Source organism: Pectobacterium carotovorum (assembly GCF_033898505.1).
Classification (GTDB): Bacteria; Pseudomonadota; Gammaproteobacteria; order Enterobacterales; family Enterobacteriaceae; genus Pectobacterium; species Pectobacterium carotovorum_J.
Genome location: NZ_JAXAFK010000003.1, coordinates 196,018 through 212,683 on the forward strand (window position 1 = coordinate 196,018; position 16,666 = coordinate 212,683).

The window sequence follows — 16,666 nt, forward strand, 5'->3', positions numbered from 1 at the left end:
TTCTGGAGAAAGTAAGCCGCAACCAGCACCACAGCCTAAGCCGGCACCACAGCCAGCCGAAAGGAATCTGAGAACGGGTTATACATTCGTTGCTGATTCTGCTGAAAACATCAGAAAGAAAAGTAAGTAAGCACTGAAATTACAAGTGCACAAACAGGGGTGAGGATTGTAGCGATTCTTACCCTTTCCAGTTCTCGACCTATTCTGGCGTTCTCTTTTTTACTCATCTCGGCCATTCTAGTTAAATCTGCCAGCCGGTAACGCCTCAAGACGTTCAATGTTGATCGTGCTGCTGAAAGTCCTTTCGATTCAAAACCAGAGTAATCATCTTCAGTAAATCCCTTATAACCATCATGATACAGCGCATAGGGTGTCGATGACACGAGAGCTCGCGACCTTACAGCGAGGACGCGACGAACAAGATAAGCCGCACACATTGCCCAGTAGACTAAAAAAACAGACATTCCAGCGGTGAGGTAATCCAAGCCTGTGCGTTGCGTCAACAACAAAAAAGACGAGCCAACACCAGCGATAAGTATGCTCAATAATTTCTGACCGTTTTCCTTATTAAGCGCGTTGGACTGATGAATTTCCCGGATACAGTCCTCTCCCTGTTTTTCCAGAAAAGCCACGAGATCATCGTCGGCATCCAAAAAATAATCATCAGGTAGGTTTTTCATTTCTTCCCCATTTGCATATTGCAATGCGTCGAATTTTAGCCGAAAGCTATTAACCGGAATACTGTGACGAAAAAAGGCCACGCGTTAGCGCAGCCTTGAGTGATTATTTTGAGGGTGGCAAGTTAAGCGACCACCAGTTCCAAGCGCAATCCCATTGCAGAGATCGCCTTTTGAATTGTGTCTATTTTCGTTGAGTGATGCAGATCAAACAGTCGGGTTACCTCCTGTTTTTTTACACCCATGCGTGACGCCAGCTCAACCTGAGTTAAGCCGGAATCAACAAACGCATTCAGCATTAAAACCTTAGCAGCAATGCTGGCCGGAACCTCTACGCAATCACCCGTTATGTTACCTGGTGCCGGAATACGCTGGTTATCCTCGAAATAAAACTCGAAGGCTGTAACCAGCGCATCCAGCGCCTCTTTTAACGCGTCTTCCCGCGTATCCCCTTGCGTCAGGGCTTCCGGTATATCAGGAAACGACACAACGTAGCCGCCTGAATCCGGGTCTAAATTTACTGGATATCGCATATCGTTATGATGAATCTCTGCGAGTAACCAGCCCCGAAGGGCTGGTTTGTTATTTCAGGCCAAGCTGTTTCAGTATGGCCTTTCGCAGTGGTTCTTTTATCTCAGCGCTCGGGTGCCTCGGCATTACACTTCGGTTCCCGTTGTATCTCAGCTTCAAATGGTTTGTACCGTTTGAAACCTCAACCCCCTGAGATTCAAGCCACCGCCTGAACTCGCTTTGCTTCACCACTCCTCCAATCTGTTGAACATGGAATTATAGTAAACATTTTTGATTACCATGTCAACATTTTTGATTACTTTATGCGGTGTAAATCTATCTGCTCACCCAGCCACTTAATGATCGGAACCGCCATAGAATTTCCCAGCGCGTGGTAACGTCGCGTCATTGATGTACCACCAAGATCAGTGTAGCCAACAGGAAACCCCTGTAACCGTTCGCATTCAGTAGGGGTGAGCCTGCGAACCCTGACAGGGTTCGTTTCTGTAATCAGACCGCCGAGCATCGCCATATCCTGTGATGACGTTCCGGTGTAGTTGGCCACCAGCGTTCCTGTGTAGCGCGGGATCGCGTCTATGCAGTAGGTTTTGAATTCTCTTTCAATGCCTGAATTAGCGCCTGATTCGGATTTTTTCGGCGCTCCATAATAGTTTTTAGAGCGCGGGCGCACTGGCTGGGACTCAAATAAAGCGGCTCCGGGATCGAAGTCTGGTCGAGCGCTTGCAATAACAAACACTCGCTTACGCTGCTGGGCGACTCCGAAAAATTTAGCATCGAGAACTCGCCAAGCAACGGTGCGCGATGGTCCAGACACAATACCAGCGTTCGGCCATCTTCCCCTTGCTGGCTGTAATGCGCTACTTTCTCCGGCCAGCGCGCCGAGAAAGCAACCGAATGCGTTGTCTGCACTGTTTAATACCCCTGTTACGTTTTCCCAAACAATAATTGATTCCGGCTTATTTTCGCCCTTTCGCACGTTGTCTATTGCGTCGGCAATATCAACAAATGCCAGCGTTAACTGTCCTCGCGGATCGCTTAAACCCTCTCGTCTACCCGACACGCTGAACGCCTGGCACGGCGTACCACCGATTAAAATATCTGGTGCTGCTATCTGTCCCGATCGTAATAACGATGGGGCGTTAAGCATATTGCCAATGTTATTCACGCTGGGATATCGCGTATTCAATAACTTGCATGGGAATGGTTCAATTTCGCTGAACCACGCAGGGTGCCAACCCAAACCTTTCCACGCAACGCTGGCAGCTTCAATGCCTGAACATACCGATCCGTAGAATAGCGGGGGTTTTTGGTCTTTTATCAAACTGGTCATATATACAGTATTCCGATAGCATTGGCCCGTCTGGCTAGACGATTGGGCCTCGGTTTACTTCATGACCTAGTGCATGGGTAAATGATCGCTGGCAGTCTGACCACTGTTAGTGATCGCCCATTTCCTGAAGATAGAAAAAAGAAAACCCCGCCGAATGGCAGGGTTTGATGATTCAGTGTGCTTTACGCGGAGTAATCCACTATTTGAATGATACACACCATTTTCGGACAAAATCAAGTGCTTTTTATTCTGTCATCTTTTTGAATGCAATATCAGCTCGCCCCTCTTCTCTGTCGCACTTGTCCACCAGCTTTTCAAAAAAAGGCTTCCAGTTCCGGTTCCATGTCCTCTCTTGCAGATCAGGCAGTAGAGCGGAGATAGCTCGATATGCGGCCGATCCTGGTTGCCTCCTGTACCCACGCCCAGCGCAACGATCGCACCCCTTGTAAACAGGAGCGCCCTGACGCTTCGACTCGTCCATGTCGCGTATCTTCCCAGTACCGTTACACCTGCAACGCGCCAGCCTGACGCCCTTTCCGTCACAATGTTTGCATTTCTCGGTCACAACCTCGACAGCTTTTCTCTCCGGTATTTTCTCCTCACCGTCCGCGCCAACATATCCGGGGTATTTGACAACTTCACGGGAGGATTGAATAAGCCCCTTACCTTCGCAGTTAGGGCATTTAATGCTGGTGGACGCAGATCGGGAATACTCCTCAAACGCCAATCCCGATAGAATCACCATGCAACGCCCTAGCTTGCCGCCAGCGGCTTTTGTTACCAGTTTCGGTGCGGTGCGTTTCGCGTATTGCGTTAGTTCTGCAATGGCTCGTTCTTTATCCTCTTCACTAATCCCTGCCCTGCCTAACAATGCTGATACACCAAACCCCGCCTTAGACTGGCATAGGCCAATAGCCCCCATCATGTCGGTGCCTGTTAACGCATCCGAGCTGGTGTTCCGTGATGTGTCCGTAATCTGCTGGGATTTAGGGCTGAAATATTTTAAGGCTGATTCAATACGCATTAGCCACACTCCCCCACCAGATTTAAAATGATGTTATCTGTCTTCTCGCCCAGATCGTTTAGGCTTTCGTTTTCCAGTACCCATCTGCAAACATCTACAGCCTCACATCGAGATACCGGCTTAATGGTTGCCAATCGCTCCCGCAAGTAGTCCTCCCTGTCTCCTATATGATCGCGATCGCTATCACCGTATTCATACCCCAACTCTTTGGCGGCGCTATCACGCATCCAGTAAAGCCAGCCCCAATACTGAAACTCGCGCACCACATCAGACAGCGTTTCCGGCTCTGGTAGTTGCCCCCTGAAACCCTTTGACATGGCGTACCGCTGTTCGGCAACCTCAAAGACTCGTTTTCCGTACATGCACTTGTCTTTGATCTCTTTTTCCGTCCACCCCCAGCACGTTGAATAAACATCAGCCATTTCACCAGAGAGCATTCTTTTTTCGGCTTCAGTGTCTTCCAGTGCGGTTTCGTAGTCGCCAAAAACAGCCCGTACCTCTGAGGCTTTGCTGATTCCCTGCCTTGCCCTGTTGATGTATCCCTGAGGGTTATCCATAAGAAACGTACCAAGGGCGGCTTGCATCGGGTCAGCACCGGATTTGATTAGATAATCCGAATAGTGCCGTTGAGCATCCTTAGGGGTTATCTTCAGCTTTTTTAGCGCTTCTTCTGCTGCTGGTAAATGTGCTGGTTCATTCAGCTTGATGACTTCCAGCACCCACAAGTAAGCATCGGTTTGTTTATGGCCCGTAATCGCTCGCTGGGGTGGTAGCGGCTTCGTTGTCGCCATCTCCGTACCGTGTGACTGTGACGGGATGGTAAAAAGTGTTTTATGTTCTTGGTTATCAGTACGCATTGTCACTCCCGTTGCGATAGCTTTTTTTGTATGGGCGAGATCTTCCGGCCTGCTGAACTTCAGGGGTGGAAAGTTTTTTCGCCTCATCCTGGTTGATCGGGAAAAAATGCCCGTTGAAGAAACGGCGATACACCGTACCTAGTGGGCCATTTCTGTTTTTAGTAATGTTTATTTCGGCAACCCCTTTAGCGGGTGAGTCGGGGTTATAAACTTCGTCGCGGTACAGCATCATGATGACGTCAGCATCTGCCTCTATCTCCCCTGAGTTCTTCATATCAGCGTTAACTGGGCGTTTGTTTACTCTGGATTCCACGCTTCTTGATAGCTGACTCAGGGCAATGACGGGCGTACGCTGCGTCTTTGCAATCCGCTTCAACCCCTTTGATACGTCACCTATTTCAAGGTCGTAACGTTTGCTGCCCTCTGTTTTAATCAGGCCGAGATAGTCAACGATAACCAGTACCGTTTCCGGGTGGGCTATTTTGTGTGCTGCCGAAATGCTCTCTATTTCCGTAACAGTCAGTTCCGAAGCATCAATGATCCAGATAGGGCGGCCTGTCATCTGACCTATACCCCGAGATATCCGCGCCCAGCTCTCATCATCAAGGTGTTCAGGTGCTCTCAGTTTGGATACGGGCAATCCACCAGCCGCAGAAACCATGCGGTCTGTTATCTGGTCATCAGACATTTCCATGCTGAACAGCAGAACGCCGCCGCCTTTAGCGCTGACGCTATCGGTGATATCAAGCACAGATTCCGTTTTCCCCATCGATGGCCGCGCGGCGATGAAAATCAGATCGGTGGGGTCGAATCCGCCAGTAAGCAAATCCAGATCCTCAATACCGGTTAGCAATGATCGCCCGTCGCTCTCTCCGGCCATTTTGGCATCCAGGCGATCGACAACGCGGGGCAGCAGCTCGTCAATGTGAATCGGGCTAATAGTGCCTGAGTTAAAACTGAGTGCCGCAATCACACCCTTTGCATCATTGACCGCTCTCACTGCCTCTTCCGGCGTTCTCGCTCCCCCGATAATCTTCTGTGCATTGCTTAAGGCGTCTTCCGCTTCCCGAATGGCCGCATTGCGCAACAGTGAATCTGCATACGGCTTCAACATTGCCGTTCCTTGCGCGCTTCTTCCGGTTTCGATAATGATTGCTGAATAGGTCGGCATGGCATCACTCAGCAAAACAGGGTCAATCACTCCGGTTGTTTTTGCCTGCTGGCGTACCCCTCTGTAAATTTCACGAAGCTGAAGCGAAGCAAACGCCCCCTCAGGCACTCGGTTGATAATCTCCAAAACTTCACTATCCAATCCGCGCAGGAACAGGCAGCCAATAAAAGCGCTTTCGATATCGTAATTTCTCCAGAAAGACGTCATTCAGTCACCACGCCTTTCTGTGTTCTGTAGCTGTTCCAATCAAACACCAGTACGGCGCCGTCACTCTCGCTCATGCGATCGGTCAGACGTTCGCCGATGGCCTCTGAGATTTGCGCCGGCGTCAGGTTGCTGATCAGCACAGTCGGCATCATGTTTTCATATCGCGTGTTGATGATGTCGAACAGCACCACCTGTTCAGCATTGGTGCCGTACTGCACGCCCACCTCATCGATAATCAGCAGGTCACAGCCGGTATACATCCCGATCAGCTCGTCCTCGGTAAAGTCGCCGCTGCGCGACCATGCGCGTTTGAAAGCGCGGATCATCCGCATGACGGACGTGAGTAACACATTGGCGCGATGCTGGCGGATAAGCGTCTTTGCCAGTGCGATCGCCAGATGGTTTTTCCCTGTTCCTGGCTTCCCGCAAAGAACTAACCCGGTTCCAGCCTCTAACATGCTCGGCCATGACTTGGCATAAGCGCTCACGATGCTGGCCACTTCTTCCGCCTTAGGCGTAACAGGGTGGAAATTGGAGAATTCGCAATGTTCGAACCGCGGCGGGATGCGTACAGCCTCCAGCAACGAGGATGTAACAGCACGGGAGTAATCACGTTCGGCATTGTCGATTTCAGCACGCACGCAGGCGGGGCAATCCGATAATTTATCAAGTGCGCGACCGCGAATCTCAACAGAGGCACGATAGCCGGTATAGCCGCCGTGCGTCGGGCAGTGCCCGTTCTCCATGGTAACCTGCTGGTAAATCTCATTAGGGCCAGTTAGTCGCCCTTCCCCCAACGCTTCAGCGTGGCGCAGATCAGCGATCTGGTTTTCGAGTTTTTTGATGGTTTCGCTATACGCGCTCATGGTTTCGCCCCCTTAGCCCAGACAGGAATATCCGTTGCTCCGTAATCGCGGGATGAAAATCCGGTGTGTTGGCTTACAGCACGCACACCGCCTGATGCTGGTGGTGCCTGCCACGATTCGTTGAAGTGTTTATCGGGGCCGAAGAACGTGGCAGCCTGCTTGACGTATTCCGATCCAGATTTTCCGGTAGCGGTCACGAATGCCGCGTAACGCTTCACGCCATCCAGCATGGTTTCGGGGGTTACCCCTTCCTTGAGCCGGGCATTCCACGCCTTGTACGCTGAATGCTTTGGATTGCCGCCAGCGCGCTTAGGGTAGGCTTGCCACGCAGTTTCAAACTCTGGTGAATATTCCTGCTTGGCAGAGCGTGACGGCATAGCGGCGTCAGCCGATGTGCCAATAGGTTTATTTGTAGAAGTCTCTGTATGTGTAATCTCTGTAGTAATCTCTGTATACGTCTCACTTTTCGGCGTAGGAGGGGTTACATCAGGATGTAAGAGGGTGTTCCGTTTCAACGTAATAGGGGTTACAGTTTCGCGTGATACCTGTTCCGCTTCTGCATGGGTGGTTATTTCGTTCACTCGTTCAGCTATCGGCTCCACGAAAAGAACGTTACTCAGCATCATCCCTGTTTGCGTCTGAATGGTACGCAGATCCAAAGTAATTAACCCTGCATCACGTAGGCGTTTTAGCGCGTCCGTCGTCTCACGCTTTGAAAAGCCGAACTGGTCTGCAAACGCCTGATAGCTGCGCTGTAATTTGTCACCATGAAAACGCTTGCGATATCCGGTAACAGCTCCAGTCTGCTCGTCTCTAACCTCCGCAGGGCGATACCAGTAAACAATATCGGACAGCAAAACAATCGCCGTACTATCTGGCTTACCACTGGGCAACGTGACATGGCGCCACCAGTTAGCCGGGATGACATTTCCGGTAAAATTTATGCGGCCGATAGCCATTACGGATCCGGTTGGGGTGGAAGTTGTCATGCGGCACCTGCTAATTCTTTGTCGTGAGTGAACTCGCCGTTCCAAGTTTTCTTCATGGGCAGGCCGCCTTTTAGGTATTGTGGATAAAGCCAGATAGCCCCCTTCCGTAATAAAATTGGCGTGTAGGCATCGAAACTATCGAAATCGCCTGGCTCTATTTGGTTGTGTCGTTCAGTAAGGTACTGATCACGCGCGTAAGCCTTAACTCGCCATGCTGGGCGACTGGATTCAGGGCGCTCGTCATACAACCAGTTATGCTCTTCCAGAAACGCACTAACCCGCTGAACGTTGACGCCATTCAGTTGTTTGCAGAATTTCACTGGCGTAATGCCTGGCTTAAACAGGTTTTCCAGATGCTCAATGTACTGAGCTTGACGATGGGCATAACCAATCGCCTTATTCGTGGCTTCATACTGATCAGCCCACGCACGCGCGGCAGCTGCTGGATCGCTAAAGTTTGGAATTTCACTGACGGGTGAAAGGCTGTAAGAACCGGTACGGCGAATTGTCGGAATCACCTCAGACGTAACCCAGCGCTTAAAGTGCTTAGCTTTCTTTTTCCGGCTTTTAAGGATTAGTGAGTAGAGGCCAGATTCATTAACCAGCAGAGGCTTTCGACCTGAACCTAAGTAATGTTTATATTCAGCCTTATCCTCTTCATCAACAGCCTGTAAAGCCATTGATGCGTTAGTTAGCTCCAGCGCGGTGCACACGTCCATAGCGAAAAACCATGGTGTCTGATTAATCAATACGGTGCGCACTGAAGCTAAAATTTCACCAGCGCTTGAATTAAAATCGAATGTTCTGATATCGTTACTCATGATTTATCTCCCCGATCAAAGTAGCCGGTCAGAGGTGCCACTCTTTCCGGCTTTTCTTTTGCCTGTTTTCCGTTCCGCTGCTGTCGTTTGTCCAAGAGCCCATTGACGAGCGCGGAACAAACAATCATCGAAACAACCTCCTTTTTTGCTGGCCTGCGACATTCGGCGATAATAATCAACGCCGTGCTCTGCCCCCCCCCTGCGACACCTGAAGGAAACCCCTCAGCCACCAGCGCGGCTGTTATGTGTTTGCGTATGAATTGCTCTGGTGACATGTCACACCTCACGTTACTTGGTGTGTGGAAATACATCAGGAAGATCGGGACGAATTTCATGCGCCTGAACCAACCCATTTGTAGCTCTTACAATGCGCATGACATAATCAGCCTTTACCCTGCCACCATTTAGCCACCGGAACACAGCTGGCTGGGAAACGCTGCAAGCTCTAGCTAACGCAGCTTGCCCCCCAACGGCATCTATCGCTTTCTTGATATACTGGTTGTGATTAGCGCTCATTTTACTTACCAAAAGTTATAAGTGATGAGCGAATAATAGATTCTTGATTAACCCAATGCAATAACTTAATGTAATTGCCAGTTAATAACAAAAGGTATAGAGTTATCAGGATGAAAACATTCACAGAAAGATTGAATTTTGCCATGGAGAACGCTGGGGTAAGTCAAGCCGCCCTGGCTAGCGCTATTGGGGTTTCTCAACCATCAATTTGGAAGTTGGTTACAGGTAAAACACAAACCAGTAGAAACGTTATCGAGATAGCGAAAGTCTTAGGTGTTCGCCCAGAATGGCTGGCGTCCGGTGACGGAGTAATGAAATCGGATAACGTAAATCCTCATTATTCAGAGTCAACGATCCCGCCTGAATCCGAATGGATTGGCGTTGATGCGTGGGATAAAAACAGCCCTTTACCCAATGATGAGGTTGAGGTTCCGTTCCTGAAGGACATCGAGCTAGCTGCAGGGGATGGGAGCCTAACGGAAGATGATTACAACGGGTATAGATTAAGGTTCTCCAAATCCACACTGCGTCGTGTAGGTGCAAACACGGATGGTTCTGGTGTGCTGTGCTTTCCAGCTAGAGGAAACAGCATGGAGCCTATAATACCGGATGGAACCACTGTAGCTATTGATATACATAATAAAAAAATTATTGACGGAAATGTATACGCTATTAATCAGGATGGATGGAAGCGTATAAAAATACTGTACCGTGTAGGCCCTGATCGCCTCAGCATCAGAAGCTATAACACAGCTGAGTATCCACCAGAAGAGGTGGATATGCGGAGCGTTGAAGTAATTGGTCGAATGTTCTGGACATCAACAATTTGGTAACCCCACCCGGCCCCGAGCCGGGTTTTTTACGCCTTTTAATCCCCCCTCCTAAGTCGAAGATTTCTACATCAAGTATCCATCCATCCCTCAACGCAACCAATCCTTGACTCAAAGGCAATTTATTTTTTCTTTTAATTCAGCGACCTAATCAAAAACCAACAGTAAATTACCTTTTGTTATTGCAATAAGTTAAGTTATGAATTAACTTTGATTCATCGAAAAAAAAACACCAGAGGTTAATGAAATGGCGGTGAAAACCTTTTACCAGTTAGTAGATATTCCCGATGTAGGAAATAAAGGTGATACATCTTATATCGATTACTCGGCTATAGCTGAAGATACGGGGTCAAAAACTGCGTCAATTTTTGGTGCAATTAATTATATTAGCTTGCGCATTCTTAACTCCGGTGATGACGCTAACGAAGCTGATATGGATGAAATTCGGGATTTATCGTCAATCATTTGTGACCTTGCTGATTTGGGTATTGCCACAAATAAAATATGCAAAAGTGCGTCATTTTACTCAGGGGAGTTATATCAAAAAGAACGCGGGGAAATAAAATGACCGCTATGAGAAAAGATTGCAGTATTTATGATGGCAAATCAATTGATGCTAATGGTATTGATAATGCATTCCAATTAATCGACTTGCCTGTTTTTGTGGTCTCGCGTCATGGTCGCCATAAGAAATGCTTTAGCCGTGACACTGCCATTAACCGACTGGCACATTTCATGACTGAAAGGGTTTTCTTTCGTGCTGGCCTTAGCTCTCGTCAACCCGACATCAGAATCTATCGTGATGGCGAAAAGGTGTGGACGGGTGGCGAAGTGTTACCGCGATATCTGACGGCGCACAAGCGCTGCGAACGCCGCATTCGTCGGTTGCTTGCCAAAAAGAACAAACAGAAGCGGGATGCTGAACGCTGGAATAAAAAATTTAGCTCATGGGCTGCGAAGCATGAGGTCTTACTAGAGCAGAAGAAAGAATCAGAGAAAATTTATAACCAGTTAATGAAAGAAAGACCATTTTAATTAAATAGCACTCAAAAAAATTTAATTACAGCGTCATCGCTGGGGATTCCCACACCCTAAAATCAGTGAGGCACCAATTATGAATAGCAATAAACCAGTTAGCCAAATTGAATTGGAGCGCAAACGTATAGCCCGTTTATACGTTGATTTCTGCCAGCGTCATTACGGCAGCAGTGTAGCAATACTTAAATTGAGCGACGGCACAAAAACCACTGTTGAAGTTTCAGAAAACAACATCACCGCCTGCATGGTGAAATATATCGAAAGCGCAGGGGCAGAAGAATTCGGGTTGGAAGCAGCAACAAGCCAAATAAAAACGCTTTATATCAATATGCAGAATAAAGACGGCAGCAAATTAACACCGCTGGGCTTTGAAGTAATGAATGAAATGGTAGCAGCAGCAGTTAGTGATGCTATCGAAAATAACGGCGCTAACGTTCTGGAGGTGGGGCATGCCTAATAAAACACAGGATGCAGTTATTGAAGAATTCGCGGGTATGGCGATGCATCCTGAAGATGCGATCACCAATATCGCTGGATTGTTGAATGCGGGAATGTTTCTGATGAACACCAAATGCCACCGTAACATAGGCATTGAGTTAATTAACATCGCCCATGATTACGCCAGTGAGGTTTCTAAAGGGGGTAGCCATGCGTAATCAGTCCTCTCCCAAGTACCTATTTTTATTTCTTACCGGAAAAAGTGGCACACCGGATGCAGAAAGGTCAGCGATAAGTATCAAGGCAAGTAATGTGCGAATTGCATGGAGGTTGGTTAATCGCTCAGTAGCTTCAGGAACAAGTATAAAGCTGGCGGCGAAAATTCGCCTAACCAATGTTCCTTATAGCGTAACGAGCGACGCAGATGGCGCGGGGATCATCATGCTCTTTTCTAAAGCCACTTCTATGCAGGAAATCAACAATGCATGACCAAATCCCAACCATTACCGCCACGCTGCAAGTTACCCCTGATTTCACAGGGCGCGTGCTGGTGTACGTGAAGAACGGCAGAGCCACCAGCGACCGCCGACTATTCGATGATGAGATGGTGGCGGGACTCGATACCTTTCTGGAGCTGGCGCGTAAAGCTGGGTGGCATGTAACGCCACCGGATAGCGTAGCTGCTGTCACCAAGGAGATTAACCGATGAACAATAAATCAGCGGTCATGAATTACGATCCTAATTTAGTCCTTTGTGGGCGCATGGCAAAACAGATGGTGCGCCTAACTTTCGGGCAATGGGAGTACCGCGGCTTATTCGATGTGGCTGTGATGGGAAATATATCCGGTTTGGATGTAATTCGCGTTGCCGTAGAAAACCTGTATGAGTCTCTTCCGTGCGGGGTTATTCCGTTTGATGACATCAAGTACGCAATTATCGAGTTGGGCGAACTGACCTCGTACGACGAAGATTTACGCGAAGAAGAATGGTTGTTCGACATGCTCATAGGTGCAGAAATTATCAGTATTGAGCCAGGGGAACCACTGTGAAACAGGTATTTAAACTAGCCATGCTGACACTCTTTTTTTCATCCCTTGCAGGCTTTGGGGTTACATCTGGTTTTTATTGCTTTATCGGCGTCGCTCGACTGCTGGGGAGGCTTATCGGATGAAATTCAATTATCAGGACTCTGGTGCGGTAGCAACGCTGACTATAACCAGTACCGTTTTTGAGTTCCGTAAGCACAACCGAGTCGTTGATGCTGCTCTGTTCTCTGCTGACGTTCGGGCGGCGCGGTCGGGAGTGTTTCTGATGAAGTCGGTTCTATCCGGCAGAACACCCGCCGTGATGCGTGCGTATAAAGTGGTAACGCAGGAGATGGCGCGATGAATACACCTAATATTACAGAAACGCAGGAAGGACAGCGTCAGGCAGTGAAAAATCGCATTGATGTAGATAGCCTGAACACAATTGGCGATCTTTTGGTTGCTCTGTCGAGCATCAACCAGAGTATCAGTGATATCGACATTCAGTTGGAGTTAGGCAAGGAGCGCGATGCTGATTGGCGCCTTAGGGCTGGTATAGCCAAAAAAATATGCGGAAAGATTCGCCGCGCCATCTGCGACAAGTTGGCAATCTTACGCCAGCAAGATAAAGAACTTATGGAGGCAGACCGCCAACGGGTTTGTGAATTACTGGTAGACGAGATGAAGCGCTATCTGCCGAGGGCTGTATTTCTTGCCTGCGTTCACCGAGCAAAAATAAAGCATCAACTATTTTCCCAGTCAAGAAGCCAGCAAGTAACGGTCAAAGAAAGTACGGGAGCGGCTACCGATGGCGAATAAAAAAGAATTGGCGATGCTGAAAAAGGCGCTTTCGTGTGAAATTCGCGGCGTGGCGTTCCAGTCAAAAGCAGCACTGGCCGATAAGTTGTTTAACGATGGATTGCTGGAGCTGAAAAAGGAAAGTCAGCAAACACCATACGGCCTGATGACGTGGGAACATTACGTGCTAACGCACGCAGGAAGGATCGCATGCGGGGAAAGTTGCGAAGGTAAGGGGGTGGTAGAGTGAACACAATGTTTTTGTTGATGGCTGAATTTAATACGGCCACCATCCCCCTAGCAGATATTGCCGAGCGTTATCTAGGTATGAAGCCAGCTACCGCAGATAGAAAAGCCGGGGCGGGAGATTTGCCAATCCCTACGTTCCGGCTCGGTGACACACAGAAAGCACCGAGAATGGTGCACGTAAAAGATCTAGCCGATTTTATTGATCAGCGGAGAAAGGAGGCAGCAAAAGAGTTAAAGCACTGCTCATCATGAGCGCTGCTTTTTCAGTTCTTCCAGTCGCTCATGCAGGTTTTTAGGGTAAAGCTCTCTGTAAACCTGCCAGAGCACATTCAGGGATCTATGCCCAGTAACTTGGGCAACATCTTCTATGCTGAACCCGGCTTCAAAAAGCCTGCTCGCCCCCTCCCTTCTCATGTCGTGATACCGTAAATCCTCAATTCCCAGAGACTCCCGCACGCGCTGAAATCCAGCGGAAACTGATTTTGATACATAGGGGAAAATGAATTCAGATTTTTTTGGCTGTCGCTGAACGATATCCCACGCATCCCCCAGTAACGCTACTTTCATGTGATTTCCGTCTTTCTTGCGCGGGTCTTTCCTGTCACGAACTAATACGGCTCGTTGCTTTTCATCGATGTCATCCCAGCGTATACGACACACTTCACCAATGCGCATACATGACAGAATAGAAAAATTCAGGATATCAATGTAGGGGATAACTGCCGATCGATGCTCCTGCCGTGTTCTCAGCCCCTCTTCCAACCGATCTAACTCATCCCCTACAGGCCGACGATTACGACGTTGTGATTTACCGACGATACCTAGATTAACCAGAATGACGCGAGCATCAACAACAGGATTTGCAGAGTAATCAATACCAAAAATAGGTTTCGCCGCAGTCAGCACAGATGATAAATAGCTTAAGTCGTGTGAAACGGTGGCAGGGCCTGCCCCTGCTCCTGCACGCTGGCGACCATGCTCGACGACATCATTAACGGACAAGTCTGCCAGCATGACATCGGCTATATCACAATCCACCAGCATATTCAGAACGTAACCTTTCGTGCGTCCAACCTTCCCGCCCAGATCGGGATCGTTAATATACCGCTGAAGCAAATCCCGAACAGTTATCTTGCCAGCATCAGAATTAGATGGAATTCCGCGCTCTTCAATTTCAGCAACCCGGCGAGAACCCCATGCCTTAGCCTGGGCTTGTTTACCGAACGTCTTATTCTCTCTGTAAACGTACTTACCTTTTTCTTTCACGCCCACGGTACAACGGTAGCGCACGGTGCCATCGGCACGCGGCCTTTTCTCTATGCTATAGTAAGCCATACAATCCCTTTGCTTTCAGGCCCCCATACGCAGGGGTGCTGCATGGGGTGCCAATAAAGAGAAAATAAGACAAATTAAACATAAATGCACGTAAATATGACAAACAAAGAACCAAGAGAAAACGGCACACCACGCGGCATTGCACGGCCTACAACGCTTAACCGCTTCTCCATCGCGCCGATGCTCGACTGGACCGATCGCCATTGCCGTTACTTCCTTCGCCAGTTGACTGGCCAGACGCTGCTGTATACCGAAATGGTGACGACGGGCGCGATTCTTCATGGTAAAGGCGACTATCTGGCCTACAGCGAAGAAGAACATCCGCTGGCGCTACAGCTCGGCGGGAGCGATCCGCAAGCGCTGGCGCAATGTGCCAAACTGGCTGAGCAGCGCGGCTATGATGAAGTTAACCTGAACGTCGGCTGCCCGTCTGACCGTGTACAGAATGGCCGTTTCGGTGCCTGTCTGATGGGCGAAGCAGCGCTGGTGGCAGACTGCATCAAGGCGATGAAAGACAGTACCTCAATCCCGATTACGGTGAAAACCCGCATAGGCATTGACGATCAGGACAGCTATGAATTCCTGTGCGACTTTATTCAAACCGTCGCTGAACGCGGCGAGTGCGATACCTTTATCGTCCACGCGCGCAAAGCCTGGCTATCGGGCCTTAGCCCAAAAGAGAATCGGGAAATTCCGCCGCTGGACTATCCGCGCGTTTATCAGCTCAAGCGCGATTTCCCCGCGCTCACCATCGCCATCAACGGTGGCGTCAAAACGCTGGAAGAAGCCAAAACGCACTTACAGCATCTGGATGGCGTGATGATGGGGCGTGAGGCATACCAGAACCCTGGGATTCTGGCGCAGGTTGACCGCGAACTGTTTGGCATCGACACCACCACGCCGGATCTGGCTGGCGTGGTACGTGCCATGTATCCCTATATCGAGCGCGAACTCTCCAATGGTGCAGCATTAGGCCACATCACGCGCCACATGCTTGGCATGTTTCAGGGCATCCCCGGCGCGCGCCAGTGGCGACGCTACCTGAGTGAAAACGCCCACAAACCTGGTGCCGATGCGGCGGTGGTAGAACGTGCATTAGCGCTGGTTAATCTGGTTTAAAAAACACTAACAGTTAGTCTTTTTCATCAACTTTCTTTCTTTTCTCTTCCCGTCGCCGCTGATAAATCAATCACTTACCAGCGGCACATCTTGGCACGATTCTTGTTATAGCTTATGTATACCCTAAATAATTCGAGTTTCAGGAAGGCGGCAAGAGAAGGAATCCCGATGAGCTTACTCAGGTAAGTGATTCGGGTGAGTGAACGCAGCCAACGCACATGCAACTTGAAGTATGACGGGTGTAGCACGCAGAACTTTTCTCTGCGGTTTAACCGCTACAGGAGCGCACCATGTTGGAAATTTTCTTCGTTATTGGCTTTTTTATCATGCTGATGCTGACGGGCGTGTCACTGCTGGGCGTCATTGCGGCACTGTTTGTGGCATCCCTTTTTATGCTGATTGGCGGGCTGTTTACCCTGGCGATAAAGGTGCTGCCGTGGCTGATTTTAGCCGTCGTGGTGGTATGGCTGTGGCGCAAATTTAGCGGGCGTCCCGTCTACAATTCGCATCGTTATACCTATCGAAAACACACTTATCGTCAACGCAACGGGAATGAGTGGTGATGCCAGAAAGGGAAAAATCTGGGTTACACAAAAATGAGTTTCGCGCAAAAATGACGGGCAAGGCCGTATTTAACACTACCTTGTTTCAATAAGGCCTGTTTTAGTACAAAAGTGTGCGCCAACAGATATTTTTTCCCGGATGTGGCTGCTAGGATGACGCCACAGTTTGACACCTGATTGTCGTTTAAAGAGTGAGCAAACTAAGCCAGTTAAATAAAACACGGTGGCAAGCAAGCCACACGATTTCATCATCGTCAGGGAAATAATAGCTGCACAGCGGC

General features: G+C 49.0%; 27 protein-coding genes. 14 read left to right on the forward strand and 13 right to left on the reverse strand.

Annotated features, from left to right (window positions below; all coding sequences use genetic code 11):
* Positions 1 to 110 precede the first annotated feature (110 nt).
* From R9X49_RS15550 to R9X49_RS15605, 12 genes are all read right to left on the reverse strand, one after another.
* Complete coding sequence (locus R9X49_RS15550) at positions 111 to 680, reverse strand: hypothetical protein (protein ID WP_319849257.1); 570 nt, start codon at positions 678 to 680, stop codon at positions 111 to 113.
* Between the two features lie 122 nt (positions 681 to 802).
* Complete coding sequence (locus R9X49_RS15555) at positions 803 to 1,210, reverse strand: type II toxin-antitoxin system HicB family antitoxin (protein ID WP_319849258.1); 408 nt, start codon at positions 1,208 to 1,210, stop codon at positions 803 to 805.
* Between the two features lie 49 nt (positions 1,211 to 1,259).
* Positions 1,260 to 1,436 (reverse strand): type II toxin-antitoxin system HicA family toxin, encoded by a 177-nt coding sequence (locus R9X49_RS15560; RefSeq protein ID WP_072014142.1) that lies wholly within the window; start codon positions 1,434 to 1,436, stop codon positions 1,260 to 1,262.
* A 67-nt stretch (positions 1,437 to 1,503) separates the two neighbouring features.
* Complete coding sequence (locus tag R9X49_RS15565; protein ID WP_319849259.1) at positions 1,504 to 2,538, reverse strand: DNA cytosine methyltransferase; 1,035 nt, start codon at positions 2,536 to 2,538, stop codon at positions 1,504 to 1,506.
* 244 nt (positions 2,539 to 2,782) lie between these two features.
* The gene (locus tag R9X49_RS15570; protein ID WP_319849260.1) at positions 2,783 to 3,562 is read right to left on the reverse strand and encodes an antitermination protein; all 780 of its coding nucleotides are present in this window, start codon (positions 3,560 to 3,562) and stop codon (positions 2,783 to 2,785) included.
* Complete coding sequence (locus tag R9X49_RS15575; RefSeq protein WP_319849261.1) at positions 3,562 to 4,419, reverse strand: helix-turn-helix domain-containing protein; 858 nt, start codon at positions 4,417 to 4,419, stop codon at positions 3,562 to 3,564. The genes R9X49_RS15570 and R9X49_RS15575 overlap by 1 nt, the downstream gene beginning before the upstream one ends.
* A complete protein-coding gene (locus R9X49_RS15580) occupies positions 4,409 to 5,797 on the reverse strand; it encodes a replicative DNA helicase (protein ID WP_319849262.1) in 1,389 nt (462 codons plus the stop codon). The genes R9X49_RS15575 and R9X49_RS15580 overlap by 11 nt, the downstream gene beginning before the upstream one ends.
* Positions 5,794 to 6,663 (reverse strand): ATP-binding protein, encoded by an 870-nt coding sequence (locus tag R9X49_RS15585; RefSeq protein WP_319849263.1) that lies wholly within the window; start codon positions 6,661 to 6,663, stop codon positions 5,794 to 5,796. The genes R9X49_RS15580 and R9X49_RS15585 overlap by 4 nt, the downstream gene beginning before the upstream one ends.
* The gene (locus tag R9X49_RS15590) at positions 6,660 to 7,652 is read right to left on the reverse strand and encodes a replication protein (RefSeq protein WP_319849264.1); all 993 of its coding nucleotides are present in this window, start codon (positions 7,650 to 7,652) and stop codon (positions 6,660 to 6,662) included. Before R9X49_RS15590 ends, R9X49_RS15585 begins: the two co-directional genes overlap by 4 nt.
* On the reverse strand, positions 7,649 to 8,473 hold the full coding sequence (locus R9X49_RS15595) for a Bro-N domain-containing protein (protein ID WP_319849265.1): 825 nt from the start codon (positions 8,471 to 8,473) through the stop codon (positions 7,649 to 7,651). The genes R9X49_RS15590 and R9X49_RS15595 overlap by 4 nt, the downstream gene beginning before the upstream one ends.
* Positions 8,470 to 8,808 (reverse strand): hypothetical protein, encoded by a 339-nt coding sequence (locus tag R9X49_RS15600; protein ID WP_319849576.1) that lies wholly within the window; start codon positions 8,806 to 8,808, stop codon positions 8,470 to 8,472. Before R9X49_RS15600 ends, R9X49_RS15595 begins: the two co-directional genes overlap by 4 nt.
* Complete coding sequence (locus R9X49_RS15605; RefSeq protein ID WP_205605910.1) at positions 8,762 to 8,989, reverse strand: transcriptional regulator; 228 nt, start codon at positions 8,987 to 8,989, stop codon at positions 8,762 to 8,764. Before R9X49_RS15605 ends, R9X49_RS15600 begins: the two co-directional genes overlap by 47 nt.
* Before the next feature lie 110 nt (positions 8,990 to 9,099).
* Between R9X49_RS15605 and R9X49_RS15610 the strand changes: the two genes are divergently transcribed.
* The 12 genes from R9X49_RS15610 to R9X49_RS15665 all read left to right on the forward strand — a co-directional run bounded on the left by R9X49_RS15610 (position 9,100) and on the right by R9X49_RS15665 (position 13,620).
* A complete protein-coding gene (locus tag R9X49_RS15610) occupies positions 9,100 to 9,822 on the forward strand; it encodes an XRE family transcriptional regulator (RefSeq protein WP_240461583.1) in 723 nt (240 codons plus the stop codon).
* A gap of 244 nt (positions 9,823 to 10,066) precedes the next feature.
* On the forward strand, positions 10,067 to 10,387 hold the full coding sequence (locus R9X49_RS15615) for a hypothetical protein (RefSeq protein WP_205605909.1): 321 nt from the start codon (positions 10,067 to 10,069) through the stop codon (positions 10,385 to 10,387).
* The gene (locus R9X49_RS15620; RefSeq protein ID WP_319849267.1) at positions 10,384 to 10,854 is read left to right on the forward strand and encodes a hypothetical protein; all 471 of its coding nucleotides are present in this window, start codon (positions 10,384 to 10,386) and stop codon (positions 10,852 to 10,854) included. Before R9X49_RS15615 ends, R9X49_RS15620 begins: the two co-directional genes overlap by 4 nt.
* A gap of 79 nt (positions 10,855 to 10,933) precedes the next feature.
* Positions 10,934 to 11,314 (forward strand): hypothetical protein, encoded by a 381-nt coding sequence (locus R9X49_RS15625; RefSeq protein WP_319849268.1) that lies wholly within the window; start codon positions 10,934 to 10,936, stop codon positions 11,312 to 11,314.
* Complete coding sequence (locus tag R9X49_RS15630; RefSeq protein WP_319849269.1) at positions 11,307 to 11,513, forward strand: hypothetical protein; 207 nt, start codon at positions 11,307 to 11,309, stop codon at positions 11,511 to 11,513. The genes R9X49_RS15625 and R9X49_RS15630 overlap by 8 nt, the downstream gene beginning before the upstream one ends.
* Positions 11,506 to 11,784: a hypothetical protein gene (locus R9X49_RS15635; RefSeq protein ID WP_319849271.1), complete on the forward strand. Its 279-nt coding sequence runs from the start codon at positions 11,506 to 11,508 to the stop codon at positions 11,782 to 11,784. Before R9X49_RS15630 ends, R9X49_RS15635 begins: the two co-directional genes overlap by 8 nt.
* Positions 11,777 to 12,004: a hypothetical protein gene (locus R9X49_RS15640; protein WP_319849272.1), complete on the forward strand. Its 228-nt coding sequence runs from the start codon at positions 11,777 to 11,779 to the stop codon at positions 12,002 to 12,004. Before R9X49_RS15635 ends, R9X49_RS15640 begins: the two co-directional genes overlap by 8 nt.
* Entirely contained in the window at positions 12,001 to 12,345 is a 345-nt protein-coding gene (locus tag R9X49_RS15645) for a DUF5406 family protein (RefSeq protein ID WP_319849273.1), read from the forward strand. Before R9X49_RS15640 ends, R9X49_RS15645 begins: the two co-directional genes overlap by 4 nt.
* 118 nt (positions 12,346 to 12,463) lie before the next feature.
* A complete protein-coding gene (locus R9X49_RS15650; RefSeq protein ID WP_319849274.1) occupies positions 12,464 to 12,685 on the forward strand; it encodes a hypothetical protein in 222 nt (73 codons plus the stop codon).
* The gene (locus tag R9X49_RS15655) at positions 12,682 to 13,140 is read left to right on the forward strand and encodes a hypothetical protein (RefSeq protein ID WP_319849275.1); all 459 of its coding nucleotides are present in this window, start codon (positions 12,682 to 12,684) and stop codon (positions 13,138 to 13,140) included. The genes R9X49_RS15650 and R9X49_RS15655 overlap by 4 nt, the downstream gene beginning before the upstream one ends.
* Entirely contained in the window at positions 13,130 to 13,369 is a 240-nt protein-coding gene (locus R9X49_RS15660; RefSeq protein WP_319849276.1) for a hypothetical protein, read from the forward strand. Before R9X49_RS15655 ends, R9X49_RS15660 begins: the two co-directional genes overlap by 11 nt.
* Positions 13,366 to 13,620: a pyocin activator PrtN family protein gene (locus R9X49_RS15665; protein ID WP_205605901.1), complete on the forward strand. Its 255-nt coding sequence runs from the start codon at positions 13,366 to 13,368 to the stop codon at positions 13,618 to 13,620. Before R9X49_RS15660 ends, R9X49_RS15665 begins: the two co-directional genes overlap by 4 nt.
* On the opposite strand, the gene R9X49_RS15670 is transcribed toward R9X49_RS15665, so the two are convergent.
* A complete protein-coding gene (locus R9X49_RS15670) occupies positions 13,615 to 14,703 on the reverse strand; it encodes a site-specific integrase (protein ID WP_319849277.1) in 1,089 nt (362 codons plus the stop codon). The two genes, R9X49_RS15665 and R9X49_RS15670, sit on opposite strands and share 6 nt — an antisense overlap.
* A gap of 96 nt (positions 14,704 to 14,799) precedes the next feature.
* Here R9X49_RS15670 and dusA point away from each other — a divergent pair, with 96 nt between their 5' ends.
* Together dusA and pspG are read left to right on the forward strand one after the other, a co-directional pair.
* Entirely contained in the window at positions 14,800 to 15,822 is a 1,023-nt protein-coding gene (dusA, locus tag R9X49_RS15675; RefSeq protein ID WP_319849278.1) for a tRNA dihydrouridine(20/20a) synthase DusA, read from the forward strand.
* Between the two features lie 290 nt (positions 15,823 to 16,112).
* Positions 16,113 to 16,385, forward strand: coding sequence for an envelope stress response protein PspG (gene pspG, locus R9X49_RS15680; protein ID WP_319849279.1), 273 nt, complete (start codon positions 16,113 to 16,115; stop codon positions 16,383 to 16,385).
* Positions 16,386 to 16,666: the final 281 nt, after the last annotated feature.

Coding starts and splice junctions, on each gene's coding strand:
- R9X49_RS15550 (WP_319849257.1), bottom strand. CDS start 680: ATGAAAAACCTACCTGATGATTATTTTTTGGATGCCGACGATGATCTC.
- R9X49_RS15555 (WP_319849258.1), bottom strand. CDS start 1,210: ATGCGATATCCAGTAAATTTAGACCCGGATTCAGGCGGCTACGTTGTG.
- R9X49_RS15565 (WP_319849259.1), bottom strand. CDS start 2,538: ATGACCAGTTTGATAAAAGACCAAAAACCCCCGCTATTCTACGGATCG.
- R9X49_RS15570 (WP_319849260.1), bottom strand. CDS start 3,562: ATGCGTATTGAATCAGCCTTAAAATATTTCAGCCCTAAATCCCAGCAG.
- R9X49_RS15575 (WP_319849261.1), bottom strand. CDS start 4,419: ATGCGTACTGATAACCAAGAACATAAAACACTTTTTACCATCCCGTCA.
- R9X49_RS15580 (WP_319849262.1), bottom strand. CDS start 5,797: ATGACGTCTTTCTGGAGAAATTACGATATCGAAAGCGCTTTTATTGGC.
- R9X49_RS15585 (WP_319849263.1), bottom strand. CDS start 6,663: ATGAGCGCGTATAGCGAAACCATCAAAAAACTCGAAAACCAGATCGCT.
- R9X49_RS15590 (WP_319849264.1), bottom strand. CDS start 7,652: ATGACAACTTCCACCCCAACCGGATCCGTAATGGCTATCGGCCGCATA.
- R9X49_RS15595 (WP_319849265.1), bottom strand. CDS start 8,473: ATGAGTAACGATATCAGAACATTCGATTTTAATTCAAGCGCTGGTGAA.
- R9X49_RS15600 (WP_319849576.1), bottom strand. CDS start 8,808: ATGAAATTCGTCCCGATCTTCCTGATGTATTTCCACACACCAAGTAAC.
- R9X49_RS15605 (WP_205605910.1), bottom strand. CDS start 8,989: ATGAGCGCTAATCACAACCAGTATATCAAGAAAGCGATAGATGCCGTT.
- R9X49_RS15610 (WP_240461583.1), top strand. CDS start 9,100: ATGAAAACATTCACAGAAAGATTGAATTTTGCCATGGAGAACGCTGGG.
- R9X49_RS15615 (WP_205605909.1), top strand. CDS start 10,067: ATGGCGGTGAAAACCTTTTACCAGTTAGTAGATATTCCCGATGTAGGA.
- R9X49_RS15620 (WP_319849267.1), top strand. CDS start 10,384: ATGACCGCTATGAGAAAAGATTGCAGTATTTATGATGGCAAATCAATT.
- R9X49_RS15625 (WP_319849268.1), top strand. CDS start 10,934: ATGAATAGCAATAAACCAGTTAGCCAAATTGAATTGGAGCGCAAACGT.
- R9X49_RS15630 (WP_319849269.1), top strand. CDS start 11,307: ATGCCTAATAAAACACAGGATGCAGTTATTGAAGAATTCGCGGGTATG.
- R9X49_RS15635 (WP_319849271.1), top strand. CDS start 11,506: ATGCGTAATCAGTCCTCTCCCAAGTACCTATTTTTATTTCTTACCGGA.
- R9X49_RS15640 (WP_319849272.1), top strand. CDS start 11,777: ATGCATGACCAAATCCCAACCATTACCGCCACGCTGCAAGTTACCCCT.
- R9X49_RS15645 (WP_319849273.1), top strand. CDS start 12,001: ATGAACAATAAATCAGCGGTCATGAATTACGATCCTAATTTAGTCCTT.
- R9X49_RS15650 (WP_319849274.1), top strand. CDS start 12,464: ATGAAATTCAATTATCAGGACTCTGGTGCGGTAGCAACGCTGACTATA.
- R9X49_RS15655 (WP_319849275.1), top strand. CDS start 12,682: ATGAATACACCTAATATTACAGAAACGCAGGAAGGACAGCGTCAGGCA.
- R9X49_RS15660 (WP_319849276.1), top strand. CDS start 13,130: ATGGCGAATAAAAAAGAATTGGCGATGCTGAAAAAGGCGCTTTCGTGT.
- R9X49_RS15670 (WP_319849277.1), bottom strand. CDS start 14,703: ATGGCTTACTATAGCATAGAGAAAAGGCCGCGTGCCGATGGCACCGTG.
- dusA (WP_319849278.1), top strand. CDS start 14,800: ATGACAAACAAAGAACCAAGAGAAAACGGCACACCACGCGGCATTGCA.
- pspG (WP_319849279.1), top strand. CDS start 16,113: ATGTTGGAAATTTTCTTCGTTATTGGCTTTTTTATCATGCTGATGCTG.